At 45.8% G+C, this 14,391-nt stretch carries 13 protein-coding genes; 10 read left to right on the top strand and 3 right to left on the bottom strand.

The window, feature by feature from the left end; translation table 11 throughout:
* The first annotated feature begins 24 nt into the window (after positions 1 to 24).
* The 9 genes from ACETMN_RS24400 to ACETMN_RS24360 are packed head-to-tail and all read left to right on the top strand — an operon-like array spanning position 25 to position 9,065.
* Positions 25 to 876: a 3-hydroxyacyl-CoA dehydrogenase family protein gene (locus ACETMN_RS24400; protein ID WP_091013879.1), complete on the top strand. Its 852-nt coding sequence runs from the start codon at positions 25 to 27 to the stop codon at positions 874 to 876.
* Positions 866 to 1,945 (top strand): HAD-IIIC family phosphatase, encoded by a 1,080-nt coding sequence (locus ACETMN_RS24395; protein WP_374954407.1) that lies wholly within the window; start codon positions 866 to 868, stop codon positions 1,943 to 1,945. The genes ACETMN_RS24400 and ACETMN_RS24395 overlap by 11 nt, the downstream gene beginning before the upstream one ends.
* A 15-nt stretch (positions 1,946 to 1,960) precedes the next feature.
* On the top strand, positions 1,961 to 2,224 hold the full coding sequence (locus ACETMN_RS24390) for an acyl carrier protein (protein WP_091013881.1): 264 nt from the start codon (positions 1,961 to 1,963) through the stop codon (positions 2,222 to 2,224).
* Positions 2,221 to 3,105, top strand: coding sequence for a hypothetical protein (locus ACETMN_RS24385; RefSeq protein ID WP_179086485.1), 885 nt, complete (start codon positions 2,221 to 2,223; stop codon positions 3,103 to 3,105). Before ACETMN_RS24390 ends, ACETMN_RS24385 begins: the two co-directional genes overlap by 4 nt.
* 25 nt (positions 3,106 to 3,130) lie before the next feature.
* On the top strand, positions 3,131 to 3,871 hold the full coding sequence (locus ACETMN_RS24380) for a thioesterase II family protein (protein WP_091013883.1): 741 nt from the start codon (positions 3,131 to 3,133) through the stop codon (positions 3,869 to 3,871).
* A gap of 35 nt (positions 3,872 to 3,906) precedes the next feature.
* Complete coding sequence (locus ACETMN_RS24375; protein ID WP_091013886.1) at positions 3,907 to 6,240, top strand: ABC transporter permease; 2,334 nt, start codon at positions 3,907 to 3,909, stop codon at positions 6,238 to 6,240.
* Positions 6,241 to 6,252: 12 nt separating this feature from the next.
* Positions 6,253 to 7,020 carry an ABC transporter ATP-binding protein gene (locus ACETMN_RS24370; protein WP_047843824.1) on the top strand — a complete coding sequence of 256 codons (768 nt, stop codon included), beginning with the start codon at positions 6,253 to 6,255 and terminating at the stop codon, positions 7,018 to 7,020.
* 60 nt (positions 7,021 to 7,080) lie between these two features.
* Positions 7,081 to 7,716 carry a TetR/AcrR family transcriptional regulator gene (locus ACETMN_RS24365; protein WP_091013887.1) on the top strand — a complete coding sequence of 212 codons (636 nt, stop codon included), beginning with the start codon at positions 7,081 to 7,083 and terminating at the stop codon, positions 7,714 to 7,716.
* Positions 7,717 to 7,736: 20 nt separating this feature from the next.
* Positions 7,737 to 9,065, top strand: coding sequence for an MFS transporter (locus ACETMN_RS24360; RefSeq protein WP_076214246.1), 1,329 nt, complete (start codon positions 7,737 to 7,739; stop codon positions 9,063 to 9,065).
* A 159-nt stretch (positions 9,066 to 9,224) separates the two neighbouring features.
* On the opposite strand, the gene ACETMN_RS24355 is transcribed toward ACETMN_RS24360, so the two are convergent.
* From ACETMN_RS24355 to ACETMN_RS24345, 3 genes are all read right to left on the bottom strand, one after another.
* Complete coding sequence (locus ACETMN_RS24355) at positions 9,225 to 10,049, bottom strand: carbohydrate ABC transporter permease (RefSeq protein WP_091013890.1); 825 nt, start codon at positions 10,047 to 10,049, stop codon at positions 9,225 to 9,227.
* Between the two features lies 1 nt (position 10,050).
* Positions 10,051 to 10,923, bottom strand: coding sequence for a carbohydrate ABC transporter permease (locus tag ACETMN_RS24350; RefSeq protein WP_091013891.1), 873 nt, complete (start codon positions 10,921 to 10,923; stop codon positions 10,051 to 10,053).
* A gap of 105 nt (positions 10,924 to 11,028) precedes the next feature.
* On the bottom strand, positions 11,029 to 12,330 hold the full coding sequence (locus ACETMN_RS24345; RefSeq protein WP_091013895.1) for an ABC transporter substrate-binding protein: 1,302 nt from the start codon (positions 12,328 to 12,330) through the stop codon (positions 11,029 to 11,031).
* A 180-nt stretch (positions 12,331 to 12,510) separates the two neighbouring features.
* On the opposite strand from ACETMN_RS24345, the gene ACETMN_RS24340 reads away from it, so the two are divergent.
* Positions 12,511 to 14,388 (top strand): sensor histidine kinase, encoded by a 1,878-nt coding sequence (locus ACETMN_RS24340; RefSeq protein ID WP_091013897.1) that lies wholly within the window; start codon positions 12,511 to 12,513, stop codon positions 14,386 to 14,388.
* Positions 14,389 to 14,391: the final 3 nt, after the last annotated feature.

Below are 14,391 nucleotides of genomic sequence, written 5' to 3'. Positions count from 1 at the left end.
AGCTCAATAAGGAGGTGATTAGGCATGCATAATCGACTCATTGCAATCATTGGCGCAGGTGTGATGGGATGCGCCACAGCACTGGATGTCGCGAGGGCTGGCTATCGTGTGATTTTGCAGGATATTTCGGCGTCGGTCATCGAACACGCTCCTGATGTTATACGTCGTGAATATCGTTCAGCTTGCTTCCTGAAGCAAGGGTACGGTCAGGTGCCCCTGGATCAGATCATGGAACGAATTTCGTTCCAGACACAAGATGAAGGTGTGGAAGAGGCAAGCATCATTATTGAAAATGTAACTGAAAATCTGGAGTTGAAAAAGGAAGTTTACGCACGACTATACCACACGGCTCGTCCGGATGCTTTATTTGCGCTAAATACAAGTTGTATTTCCGTGACAAAGCTCGCTTCATTTTTGCCTGACCCAGGTCGAGTCATTGGGGTGCATCTGATGAATCCGGTTCCTGTTAAATCCATGGTGGAGGTGATCAAAGGACATCATACAACGCAGGGTACGGAACATGAGATGGTAGCGTTTTTGGAAACTCTTGATAAAAGTCCAGTTGTCATAGAGGATTTGCCTGGGTTTGTCTCTAATCGCCTCTCGCACTTGTTAATGAATGAAGCGGCGTACATTGTGCAGGATGGGATCGCTACACCCGAGCAGGTAGACGCCATTATGAAGAAGGGCTTCAATTATCAGATGGGGCCGCTGGAGACGGCGGATCTGATTGGTCTGGATACGGTCGTGCATTCATTGAAAGTATTGTACGACAGCTATCAGGACCCTAAATTCCGATGCTGTCCGATGTTGCAGAAAATGGTTGATGCAGGACAGTGGGGGCGTAAGACGGGTCAAGGATTCTATGCCTACTAAGATGAAGGGTGGCATGACCATGGAAAAGCTCAAGGATATCAAATGCATCGTTTGGGATCTGGACCACACCATATGGGATGGAGTTTTGCTTGAATCTGCAGATGTGCAACTGAAGCCGGGCTTAAAGGAGGTGATTGAAAAACTGGACCAGCGAGGTATTTTGCATTCTGTTGCCAGTAAAAATGATGCAGAGCTGGCTTGGGCGAAACTAAACGAACTGGGCATCGCCGAATATTTTCTGTATCCCGAAATCCATTGGGATGCGAAGTCCGTCTCTGTTCAGCGGATTCAGCAGAACATTAATATCGGCATGGATGCCATTCTGTTTGTGGATGATCAACCTTTTGAACTGGAAGAAGTGCAAAGTGTACATGCTGATATCCAGGTACTTCATGCGGATCAATATGAAGCCATGCTTGATGACCCAAGGCTGATGCCCCGATTCATTACAGCCGACTCTGCGTGCAGAAGGCAGATGTATCAGGCGGATACGCTCCGTAAACAGGCTGAGGAACAGTATGAAGGACCTTCAGAACAATTTCTGGCTACGCTCGGCATGAAATTTTCCATCTACGAGGCTACTGAGGATGATCTTCAACGTGCAGAGGAACTTACTGTCCGTACCAATCAGCTAAATGCAACGGGAATTACCTACAGTTACGAGGAGCTGCATCAACTGATGACCTCGCAGGACCATATGTTATTGGTGTGTGAACTCGAAGACAAATACGGAACGTATGGCAAAATTGGACTTGCACTAATTCACATGCAGCAGAAAGTATGGCGGCTAAACATGCTTCTGATGTCTTGCAGAGTAATGTCCAGGGGAGCAGGGAGTGTGCTGCTAACGTATATCATGCGTGAAGCTCAGAAGCAGGGCAAACAGATGCTTGCGGACTTTAGGGATACCGGAAGGAACCGAATGATGAATATCAGCTATCGCTTTGCCGGTTTCAAGCAGCAATCTGCAGATCAGGAAGGAAGAGTACTGTTTTATCATGATTTGCAGCAGGCTGTAGAGTTTCCAGATTACATTGAGGTTTTAGTGCCCGAGGGGCAACATCAATAACAAGGGGGAAGGGCAGTGGATTATCGTCAGGAAATTCGGGAGTTTATCGGGAACAACCTCACCATGGATCATGAGGACACTCAAATTAATGATAATGACAATTATTTTGAGCAGCGGTTCGTCAATTCGCTCTTTGCGATGCGTTTGGTGGACTTTGTAGAGCGTAAATTCCAGATTGAGATCGCAAATGAAGATCTGGATTTGGCTAATTTCTGCACGATTAACCGTTTGCATGATCTTATTGAGAGAAAGTTGACTGAGAAGGAGGCGGCACTATGATTACAGCTAATCAGGCATCCATTCGTCCAGTCACAAGTCCGGCAACCAGCCCGTCCAACAAATATATGTATTTGTTTTTGGGAATTTCCTTTGGCACATGTTATGGAATCGCAAGTTTGTTCATGTTCTTTGCGGATTTTATTGTACCCATAACAGGTGAGTTAACCTTGATGCATCCACTTGCGATCGTTGCTCTGTATTCACCTTCCATTGCCGGATTAATTACATGTTATGTGATGGGCGGAACGGAAGCATTAAAAGGAATGTTTATGAAGCTGGTTCCGCGCAGACAGGACCTGTTCTGGATACCGCTAATTATCGGAATTTCCATCATCTTTGCATCAACAATGCACTTTGGTTCCTTGTTATTCGGCATACCGGTTCCTGAGTTGACATATAGTGTACCTGAAATGATCTGGTTGGGGATTGTGAATCTGATCAAGGAGACGGGGCTGATTGGTGGGCTGTTTGGCTGGATCGGATTTTTGCTTCCATTCTTGCAAGGGAAGTTAAAAAATAATATAACAAGTGGTCTGATTACCGGCCTGTTGTTCGGATTATGGGTGCTTCCGGGATACTTGATTTCCTCTTTTGGCACCTCAACCACTTACATATACTACGTTGTTCAGCTTATGGCATTTATCGTGTTCCAAAGTTATATCTTCAATGCAACCAAAGGTACACTTCTGTTTTATCTGCTTGCATTCTGGCTTGTAGCCACAGGAAGTCAAATTGATTTGTACTACTTTAATCCGCAAGTTCAAATTATGCAATTTTTCTTTTTTGCAATATCGGCTATTGTCATTCATGTCATCTTCAAGCGTAAAAATGTGGATACTTCACTTCAGACATTCCCTGCATATGTTCTGGAAAGAAAGTAAGCCTGGTTATGGTGGTGGATAAGTGATGGAACCGATCTATTTGGAGCAGCTACAAAAGGGGAAGGGAGACAGACAAATGGTCTGTTTTCCTTATCTCGGTGGCAACTCCAACAGTTTTCAGCCCCTAGTGCCGTACCTTCCTGACACGGAAATTTGGGCGTTTACGCCCCCGGGTCATGGTCTGAACACCGAAACACCCCTGGAGCATATGCAGCAACTCGTAGAACTGTATACCAGCAAGTTGCTGGATGTTATACAACCTGGCAGTCTGTTATTTGGACATAGTCTGGGAGGGGTTACAGCCTACTTCGTTGCGCAGCGCTTATGTCAGGAACGTCCAGATGTAGCTAAAACGCTACGGCTTGTGTTATCTGCCTGCAACACGCCTGACGAATGCGGGATGCAGAATTATGATCGGATGTCAGACGAAAATCTGATTGATCATCTGTTTTCCTATGAAGCTCTTCCGCAAGAACTGATACATGAAAAAGAATTATTGAATTATTTTCTGCCCGTCATCCGTGCGGATTTCAGGATGCTGGAATCTGCAGCAACGCTTGAATATGAGCCGCTCTCATTGCCGGTATTGTATCTGTGGGGAGAACTGGATCGTACGGTTACCCTTCAATCAGCGTTGAGATGGGGCCGATATTTTCGCACATCCATGAAGCTTCAAACCATCAAAGAGGGTGCTCACATGTTCATGATGCATCAACCTTCAATGGTGGCGCATTGTCTGACAAGCTTTATGACTCCAGATAAATAGGAACAACTTGTAGATGAGAGGAGCCATGTTCGTTTATGCTGCTACGAATGCTGAGAAACGATATAACGAGAAAAAAAGGGATTACGGCTGCGTTATTTATTTTTGTACTGCTGGCCGCCTTGCTGGTATCTTCGGGGTCACGAATGATTATGGAACTGACGAGTTCCATCCAATATCTATTTTCTGAATCCAAAACACCACACTTTGTGCAAATGCATGCCGGAGAACTCGATCAGGCCAAAGTGAACACATGGGCTGAAGAAAATGCCATGGTCCAGCAGCATCAGATTGTGGAAATGGTCAACATTGACGGCTCTAATCTGTTTCTCGGAGCAGAGTCCGAAAAGAACAGCGTTATGGACATTGACTTTGTTACACAGAATCAGGGTTTCGACTATTTGTTGAATCTGGACAGTGAGATTATTCAGGTTAACGATGGCGAGATCGCGGTTCCGGTATATTACATGCAGCAAAAAAAATTGAGCGTGGGCGACCAGGTTCGGATCGATAATGGTCAATTTGAGCGTTCTTATACCATCGTTGATTTTGTCCGTGATGCTCAGATGAATCCATCGGTTGTGCACTCCAAACGTTTTATCGTGAGTGCAGGGAATTTGCAGGAACTGAAGCAGAGCATCGGAGAGATGGAGTATCTCATTGAATTCCGGTTGACGGATCCCGGACTGACGAGTGAATTTACCCAGGCTTACCAAAATGCAGGGCTTCCCAATGCGGGTCCAGTCGTAACCTATGGGCTGTTCCAGGTATTGAATGCCATGACCGACGGAGTTATTGCAGCCGTTATTATTTTGGTCAGTCTTGTGCTGATTCTGATCGCGATGCTTTGCATCCGATTCACGATGCTTGCGACCATCGAAGAGGATTATCGTGAGATTAGTGTCATGAAAGCGATTGGGATCGCAGAGAAGGATATTAAGAGACTGTATCTGATGAAGTATGTATTTATGGCCGGATTTGCATCCGTACTTGGTTACATTGCATCACTTGGCGTTAACAGATTATTTGTTTCCAACATCATGTTGTATATGGGAAAAGCACCTGCAACCCTGTTGCATTTCGCGATTCCGTTATTAGCCGCTGGAATCATATTTGCCATGGTTGTTCTGTTCTGTCGAACGGTACTGCGACGTTTTCGTTCCATCTCCGCAGTGGATGCTCTCCGTACCGGGAGCCTGGGAGATACACAGATCATTCGAAACCGGCTTAGTTTGTCCCGCAATCGCTGGTCTTCTGTACCTGTCTTTCTTGGTCTGAAGGAAGTCATACAGCGAATCAAGATGTTCCGATTATTGTTATTCGTCTTTGTAGTCAGTTCATTTATCATGATTGTGCCGGTCAACTTCCTGAACACTTTGCAGGCGCCAAGTTTTATTTCTTATATGGGTGTTGGACAAAGTGATATTCGCATTGACTTGAGGCATACAGATGATGTGGAGCAGCGTTATGACAATCTGGTTGCCCAGATCCAAAATGATAAAGACATCAAAACATATTCCCCATTGGTAACAAGCCAGTTCAAGATTAAAAATGCGGAAGGAAGTTACGACAATCTGAGTGTAGAAACTGGGGATTTCAGTATTTTCCCATTGTCTTATGTTAGCGGTAATGCGCCAACAACTGAGAATGAAATTGCGTTATCTGATGCCAACAGTAGCGAGCTGCGCCTGAAGACTGGTGAGCAACTTACCTTGCTGGTTAATGGCAAGGACCAGATGATGACAGTCAGCGGGATATACCAGGACGTTACGAATGGTGGGAAAACGGCGAAGGCCTTATTGCCCTACAACAAGGATAGTGTGTTGTGGTATGTGGTCAGTTTGGATCTGAATAATCGCGGGGACATGGCTACCAAAATTGCTGAATATGAGGCGGCTTTCTCGCCGGCCAAAGTAACCGATCTTCAAGGTTATCTGGATCAGACGTTAGGCGGAACCATCCAACAATTGAAATTGGTGACGATGCTGGCCTTGGTCATCGGTGTCTTCATATCTATTTTAATTACAGCACTGTTCCTTCAGATGTTAGTAGCCAAGGACAACAACGACATTGCTGTACTAAGAAGTCTTGGGTTTGCCTTGTCTAAAATCAAGTTCAAGTATGTCGTGATGTCACTTGTCATATTAATCTTAGGGGTTGTTACTGGAACGATATTGTCCAATACGTTGGGTCCGTTGTTGGTTAGTGCCATTATGTCGACGTTTGGTGCTTCCAATATTGTTTTTGTTGTTAACCCGTTACAGGCATATGTTTTGTGTCCATTGTTACTTGCAGGCACGATTGTACTAACAGCATGGATAAGCATCCAATCGATCAAAGAAACGAGCATCTCCAAAATGATTGTCGAATAGGGAGGATCAACGATGACAACTATACTTGAGGCTAAAGACGTGAATAAATCCGTAGCGATCGGCGAGAATGAAGAACATAACATCTTGAAAGATATCAACCTTCAATTAAAAAAGGGAGAATTTGTTTCCATCATGGGGCCATCTGGCTCAGGCAAGTCTACCTTACTGTACAACATAAGTGGTATGGATCAGATTAGTGCTGGAAGTGTCTATTTTAATGGCAAAAAAATATCGGCATTTGAGGAGAGGGATCTGGCAAGTCTACGTTTGACCAAGATGGGATTCATCTTTCAAAATATTCATCTGCTCAAGAATCTGAATCTATTAGACAATATCGTACTTTCCGCGTATCTGGCCAAGAATAGCAGCAGAGAAACGATTAATACACGGGCAATGTCATTAATGAAAAAAATGGGGATTGATGAGCTTGCTGGGCATAACATCACCCAAGCCTCAGGTGGACAGCTTCAACGGATTGCCATCTGCCGTGCGCTGATCAATAATCCAGATATTTTATTCGGCGATGAACCAACGGGGGCGCTGAATTCCAAATCAACGTATGAAATCATGGATATTCTGGGCGATATTAATGCAACAGGTACAACCATTCTGCTGGTGACCCATGATGTGAAAGTCGCTGCCAGATCGGAACGTGTACTGTTTATGATGGACGGTAAGCTTGTTGCAGACAGAAATATTGGAAAATATGCAAGAGAGCGTCAGGATCTAAAAACAAGGGAAAGCCATTTGGCGCAATGGTTGACTGAAATGGGGTTCTAAAAAAAGAACTCCATGACTACAATAGACCGACAGTCGGTCGAACGTATCGGAGGCCAGGATATGAGATTGATAAAAAATCCGGAAGAACGAAGGAACGAGATTTTGGATGCCGCCGAGATTCTGTTCATAACAAAGGGGTACACCAAAGCTACGGTCATGGATATCCTTCAGGCGTGCAACATTGCCAAGGGTACATTTTATTATTATTTTCAGTCCAAGGAAGAGGTCATGAACGCCATCGTCATGCGTTTTATTCTGAGCGGGGAGGCATCGGCCAGGCACGTGGTGTCCGACCCCAAACTGAATGCCCATGACAAAATTTTTCGCATCATGATGGCGCAGAATCAGCCTGACGGCAGAAAACATGATCTCATCGAGCAATTGCACAGTGTTCATAATGTGGAGATGCACCAAAAGAGTCTTGTAGAGACGGTAATTCGATTAAGTCCCATCTTGGCCGAGGTGGTAGAGCAGGGCATTCAGGAGGGGGTATTTCATACACCTAACCCAAAGGAATCCATCGAATTCCTGCTCGTATCGTCACAATTTTTGCTGGATCGAGGCATCTTTCAATGGGAGGAGGAAGAACTCGAAAAAAAGGTTGAAGCATTCACACAGATTATGGAACGTGTGCTGGGAGCAGAAAAAGGAAGCTTCGCCTACGTCACTCGTCTCTATTTTCCGAATCAAGGTTAGCCGAGAAAGGAGTATCATCCATGGAACATACCGTTCAAAAATCATTTAAAAAGTTTCTGGTAGTATGGTTCGGTCAGCTCATCTCCATGATTGGGATTGGACTTACAGCCTTCTCCCTGGGGGTGTATGCTTTCGAAAAAACGAATACGGCAACAAGTGTTGCATTGATTACCTTATTCACGTTTCTGCCGAATATCCTGCTTCGACCTATTGGAGGGGTATTGGCAGACCGATTCGACCGTCGAACGATGATGATTATCGGCGACCTGGGGTCGGCAGCCGGTTTGATTTTCATTCTGTCCATTATGCTCACAGGTGATATCCAATTATGGCATATCTATGTGGGAGTGGCCTTTAGTTCGGTGTTTTCCGCGTTGCAGAGCCCGGCATACAAGGCCTCTGCTACGGACCTGCTGGATAAGGATCAATTCTCAAAAGGAAGCGGTCTTGTACAACTGGCTGAATCCTCGAAGTTTCTGTTTTCACCCATCATTGCGGGCATTCTGCTTAGTATAACAACCATTGAAGTCATTCTGGTCATTAATATTCTGACATTCCTGGTTGCCATTCTGGCTGTGCTGGTTATTCGGAAGAGCATGAAAGTGGAGCGAGAGGATCGAGAAGGAAAAAACTGGATCACCGATATTCAAGAGGGCTGGAGAGAAGTTGTAACCAACAAGGGAGTACTGTTGCTGGTGGTGATTATTTCACTTGTCACCTTTTATCTGGGATTCCTGGAGACACTCATTGGTCCGATGCTTCTGTCATTCACGGATGCAAAGACACTTGGAACGTTTCAGTCTGTAAGTGCCATCGGCATGCTCATTAGCAGCTTGTGCATCGGCATATTTACAATAACAAAGAGATACGCTAGTGTGCTTGTGATGGGTCTGATTTTGTGCGGTTTGTCCTTTTCGCTTCTGGGGATATCTACCAATATTTATTTTATTATCTTCGCAGGTTTTCTGTTCCTGTCATCGCTGCCGTTTGTCAATATGAGCGCAGATGTGCTGGTGCGAAACAATATCGCCAACGAAAAGCAGGGCAGGGTATGGGGAATCATTGGTATTCTGTCACAACTCGGGTTTATTATTGCATACAGTTTGGCTGGATTTCTGGCCGACCATGTGTTTAATCCACTGTTGATGGAAGGGGGAGCACTGGCTTCGTCTGTTGGTCAAATTATTGGAACTGGGCCAGGCAGAGGTATTGCCTTTCTGTTTATCATCGCGGGTCTGTTTGTTATTCTGATCGCAATAATCACATCCCGTTTGAAAATGATCAAATCTCTGGAGCAGAGCCCAGATATAACAGCTCCATCCGATGTTGGCGGGTTGGCGCACGATTAATTCGAATCCAACAGCGTAAGTCCTTGTCCGCAGCATCGTGTGATACATCTTCTGTACGAAGAAGTATCACACGATGAGCAGACAAGGGCTTTTTTGTGCCGGGGAGTCAGAAGATGTACTCAGACAAGAGTGTTTGTGTATTTGGATTGTCGGTGGAGTTTACCCTTTAACTGCCCCTGAAGTTAGTCCTCCTACAATATACTTTTGCCCAATGAGGAACACAATCAACACAGGCAATGACGTGAGCACGATATCGGCACTGACCAGATTCCACTGGGCACTGAATTGTCCGAAGAAGTTATATACAGCAAGCGTCATCGGCCACATCTCGACCGTATTCAGCATATAGAGTGGGGCGGTGAACTCGTTCCAGACACTCAGAAAATTAAGAACAAATACCGTCACCAAAACGGACGTGAGCAGAGGTACAATAATTCTCAGGAACAGCTTGATACCGTTACATCCGTCCATGATCGCAGCTTCATCCAGCTCCTTCGGGATGTTAGACACAAACGCATACGTAATGAACAGCGAGATTGGAATCCCCATGGCGGTGTAGAGCAGAATCATGCCGAGATGTGAATTGATCATGCTCATCGACTTCATGACTTCCATCAGCGGAATGTAGTTGAGCGGAAGTGTGATACCAAGAATCAGGAAGAAATACAGGAACTTGCTGAGCCTCGAATAATTGCGGGATAACGTGAAGGCCGAGAAGGCTACAACAAACACCAGCAGCAGGGAAGAGGCTCCGGAATGCAGCAGACTGTTGAAAAAGGAACCGCCCAAATGTCCCTGTTCATAGACAATTTTGTAATTTTCGAAGATAAACTTCTCGGGCAGCGTCAGCTTCAGCACTTTGGCCTCGGCGTCCGACTTGAATGAATTCAGTACAATGACGACAAAAGGAATCAGGACCACCAGGCTGAGCAGCCAGGCGAGTGCATTTAACCCGATGGAAGCCAATCTTTTTCTCAATCGCATGTTAGTATTCCACCTTTCGGTTCATCAAACGAATGATGAAAAAGGAGATGATCGCCATGATGACAAACAGAATGGTAGATAGCGCACTTCCGAGTCCCCAATACCCTTTGGCAAAAGAGGAATAGACCGCCGTGTTAATGACATCTGTTGCGTTACCGGGGCCACCGTTGGTTAGCACGTATACGGCATCGAATACCCGTAACCCATACGTAATATTAAGTACCGTTGCGATTGTAATGGTAGGCATCAGCATCGGAATCGTGATCCGGAACAACTTCTGCCCGAAGCCGGCGCCATCAATGGATGCTGCTTCGTAGTAATCCCGTGGAATGGCGAGCAGTCCGGCGATAAACAGCACCATGATGTATCCCATGCCTTTCCACGTATCCACCGCCATAATGGATGGCATGGCCCAAGTTAGGGAACCCAGCCAGTTCTGGGCGAGAACATCCAGTCCCATGGAACGCAGGGTCACGTTAACGAACCCGTTGTTGGGATCGAGCAGACTTTTGAACACGAGTCCAACAATGAGGAACGACAGCACTTGCGGCGAGAAAATGATCATCCGATGCACATTTGCGGCCTTTACACCGCTGACCAGGAGCAGAGCCAGGAACAATCCCAGAACAGTCTTGGCGATGGATGTCACGAGGGTGAACAGGACTGTGTTTTTGATAAAAAGAAGATAGGTCGGATCACCCGCCAATATGGTACGGAAATGCTCCAGACCGATAAAGTTCTTCTCCGAACTATAACTGTTCCAGTCGGTGAAGGAATAATAGATGCCCAGCAGGGCGGGAGCAACGATAAATAGCAGATATAATACAATCGCTCCAGATGAGAAATACCAGGGATAGATTTTGTTTGCATTCATAACCGGTAACACCTTTCCTTCCTGCCAAAATAAAATACATGAGCGGGCAAATGCCCGCTGCATGTAACGCTGTTCAGCATTTATGTTTATCTGCAATATGCGCTATTACTGCCACTTCTCATCTTTCAGCACTTTGGCTTGTTCAGCACGGCGTTTATCAATGTTTTGCAGAATCTGATCCGGTGTCATGGCTCCGGCGAACATGCCCGACAAGTCTTTGCCAATATCCATCCATTGTGGATCAATATATTTCACAGCGGCCTGCATGACCGTTCCTTTTTCATGATTTTTCTCATAATCAATATAATCCTGTGTCAGCTTTGGTTCGATTTCCGGCCAGCAAATGGTCAGGTTACCTTCACCTTCATCAAACACACGTTGCAGATGATCATGCTCGGTAATCCAGCGGAAGAATTTCAGCACTTCTTCGGGATGTTTACTGTTTTTGTTACCAAACATCGCAGCTGAACCGCCCGGATTCACACCAATCGTCTGATTATCTCCCCACGGCATGACGAAGAACCCCATATTATCTTTCATTGCCGGATACGCTTCGGAGACTTCCTTTTCCGTCCCTGGAACCCGCAGCAACATCGCTGCTTTCTCCTGACCAAACGCTTCAATTCCCGCTTCTACCGTATTGGACAAGAAGTCTTTGCCAAAATAACCTAGATCCGCAAATTCTTTCAACTGTTCAATGACCGTCTTGAGTTGCGTCATATCTGCGACTTTCATCTCATTATTATTCAGTTTCTCGTACGTTCCCGCTGTTGTTTGCTCATAGTTAGGTCCCGTTTCGAACAAAGGCAGAACCTGATACCACCCGCTGGCAGGTGCTTGATAGAACGGAATAATGTCTTTATCCTTAATTTTCTGGCTGATTGCCTTGAATTCGGCATAGGATGTAGGAGGCTCTATGCCGAGCTCCTGGAAGATACGTTTGTTATAGTACACATACCAGATTTTCGTTGGCGCAAAAGAAACCCCGTACACCTTGTCATTGTGACTGACGGTTGGCAAAATCTCTTCAGACATCCGACCTGTGAATTCCTCATTGGTCAGGTCAATGGCATTTTCCTCCGGTCTTACGTTAGCCGGCATGCTCAGTGGGTCCACATCGACATTGAAAATGTCAGGTGCTTCACCAGAGGCCAGCTTCACCTTGATCAGGTCACGCCACTGTGCGTCAGGGACAACTTGGAAGTCAATTTTGATACCGGTCTCCTGCTCATATTCCTTGGCCATCGTCTGCATGATGCCTGTACGCGGAATACCGGATTGGCTTGTTCCAAACGTGAGTGTCACCTTACCCGAACCTTCCGTACTTTTACCTGAGTTGCACCCGGCAAGCAGCAGGGTGGAGAGCAGGAGCACACTTGCAAGCGAAAATAGAAATCGTTTTCTCATCATTGAACCTCCCGAAATATAAAGAAAATTGTCACTTGCCGAAACGCTTAATGTAAGCGTATTCTTATGTGGATAACTTTACTGTGAACAAGGGATGTGCTCAATAGACAAAAGCGTTCTGTTGGGTGGACATTTTCGAATGGTGTGACAGAGATCATCATAGGACGAGGTGTGAGGGGATTGCGATATCGATTTGGAACGCTTCAGCAAAGTCTGTTTGCCTATTACTCTGCGGTATTTATTATCTTTTCGCTGATTGTGGCGGGGCTTCTGTATGTTTTTCTCGCAAGTGACATTCGTCAGCGAAGTGAAGAACAACAGAGACAACTGGGGGTATCAATCGTCAGTAATCTGGATCAGGAAGTGGTGAAAATGAACAACTTCTCCATGAATATTGTGTACTCCAATCTGGTCAAAGAACACTTCAGTCACTACTTGGCACCAGCAGAAGGCAGTGAGCAGACAATGACGAGTGATCCAGCATTGTATAAGGATACAACCACACTAATTGACGTCATTCTCGCGATCATCAGCAGCTCCAATACAGCCAAGCAGGCCAATATCTATGACGTGAACGGCAAGATGTTGGGAGCGGGTGCATTCAACGGTCAATTGTCGGTAGACCTGACTCAGCGACCGTGGTACAAGGAAACCTGGGAGCGGAGTGGCTGGCGAGTGATCCAATTGTTAGAGGGTGGAGCCTTGCCCATTCCGACCGGCGAGGGAAAATCAGATCAACCTTACATTTCGCTTACCCGTGTATACAAAGATGGAAATTATGTCAGCCAAGGCGTCGTTGAGATTTTGCAGGATGCGGGAACCCTGTTTCAGCATTTGAATGAATTGCAGGCGAATAACAACGATCTCCGGATCTATGTAGTGGATGAACAAAATACACGGTTGTACCCACTTTCTTCGGATGCCGATGCTTCTCAAGCAGGTTATTTCGATGATGTGGACTTGATTCAAAATCTTTCATTTCCTCCTGATACGATGCAGGAGATCACCGATCCTTTGAGTCAGTCCAAACAAATGATGACGTACATGACATCACAGGAGACGGGATGGACCGTTGTTGTCATGCAGTCCAAACAGTCCCTTTTCGCGAGTCTCAACCGGATGGCTGTGATGTTTATCGGTGCCACGTTAGCTACTCTCATGCTGATTCTGGTTCTCTCGTATCTCATCTCCAAACGGGTTACTTTGCCGCTTCATCGTTTGCAGCGCATTATTCAGAAAACGGGTGAGAATGATCTGGTATCCGGTCAGGATTCCGGTCAGTTGTTCAAGCTGGAGCATCCCGGTTCTATTCGGGAGATGGATGAGCTGAATGATACGTTTATCCGGCTGAATCAACAGCTTGTGCAATCGTTTCAGGACAGGCTGGCGATGAAATCTCAGGAGACAGAAGCGAGATTACTGGCGCTGCAATCCCAGATGAACCCGCATTTTCTCTATAACAACATCACAAATATTAGCATCATGGCGGAAGAAGGCATGAATGAGCAGATTGTCGCGTTCTGCACCAATATTGCGTCTATGCTGCGTTATATTTCTACTCCGGGAAAGAATGGGGTTCCCCTGTCCCAAGAACTGGATTATTGTGAGCGATATCTGGAGTGTATGAAGATTAGGTTCGAGGATGATCTACACTATGAGTTTCATATTCCAGAAGAGATGAAGTATATCCAGGTTCCGATGCTGATGGTACAACCACTACTCGAAAATGCCATGAAATATGGACTGGGTGATTCCCCTCCATGGAGACTGAATATTACTGGAGATATGGATGCGGTACAGCAGACCTGGCAGATCCACGTGGAAGACAACGGGCCTGGCATGGAACCGGAGGCACTTGCCAAGATCATGCATTACATCGAACAATCACAGGAGTGGGAGCGTATGCCTGATCTCGAAATTAACGGCATGGGACTCAAAAATATATGGGTCCGATTGAAATTATGGTATGGCACGGCAGCCCACATGCAGATCACGAACAAGCCTTCCGGCGGTGTCCAGATTACCATAGGCGGTTCCATTCGAAAGGAGCATGACTGAACC

This window comes from Paenibacillus sp. M2 (assembly GCF_046713495.1).
In the GTDB taxonomy this organism is placed as follows: domain Bacteria; phylum Bacillota; class Bacilli; order Paenibacillales; family Paenibacillaceae; genus Paenibacillus; species Paenibacillus amylolyticus_B.
The sequence above is the reverse complement of the archived record's forward strand: the minus strand, read 5'-3'. Positions and strand labels throughout refer to the sequence as shown.

Bases quoted from the DNA above. Each gene is read 5' to 3' on its own strand.
- ACETMN_RS24370 (WP_047843824.1), top strand. From the start codon at position 6,253: ATGACAACTATACTTGAGGCTAAAGACGTGAATAAATCCGTAGCGATC.
- ACETMN_RS24395 (WP_374954407.1), top strand. From the start codon at position 866: ATGCCTACTAAGATGAAGGGTGGCATGACCATGGAAAAGCTCAAGGAT.
- ACETMN_RS24355 (WP_091013890.1), bottom strand. From the start codon at position 10,049: ATGCGATTGAGAAAAAGATTGGCTTCCATCGGGTTAAATGCACTCGCC.
- ACETMN_RS24365 (WP_091013887.1), top strand. From the start codon at position 7,081: ATGAGATTGATAAAAAATCCGGAAGAACGAAGGAACGAGATTTTGGAT.
- ACETMN_RS24400 (WP_091013879.1), top strand. From the start codon at position 25: ATGCATAATCGACTCATTGCAATCATTGGCGCAGGTGTGATGGGATGC.
- ACETMN_RS24380 (WP_091013883.1), top strand. From the start codon at position 3,131: ATGGAACCGATCTATTTGGAGCAGCTACAAAAGGGGAAGGGAGACAGA.
- ACETMN_RS24385 (WP_179086485.1), top strand. From the start codon at position 2,221: ATGATTACAGCTAATCAGGCATCCATTCGTCCAGTCACAAGTCCGGCA.
- ACETMN_RS24375 (WP_091013886.1), top strand. From the start codon at position 3,907: ATGCTGCTACGAATGCTGAGAAACGATATAACGAGAAAAAAAGGGATT.
- ACETMN_RS24360 (WP_076214246.1), top strand. From the start codon at position 7,737: ATGGAACATACCGTTCAAAAATCATTTAAAAAGTTTCTGGTAGTATGG.
- ACETMN_RS24350 (WP_091013891.1), bottom strand. From the start codon at position 10,923: ATGAATGCAAACAAAATCTATCCCTGGTATTTCTCATCTGGAGCGATT.
- ACETMN_RS24345 (WP_091013895.1), bottom strand. From the start codon at position 12,330: ATGAGAAAACGATTTCTATTTTCGCTTGCAAGTGTGCTCCTGCTCTCC.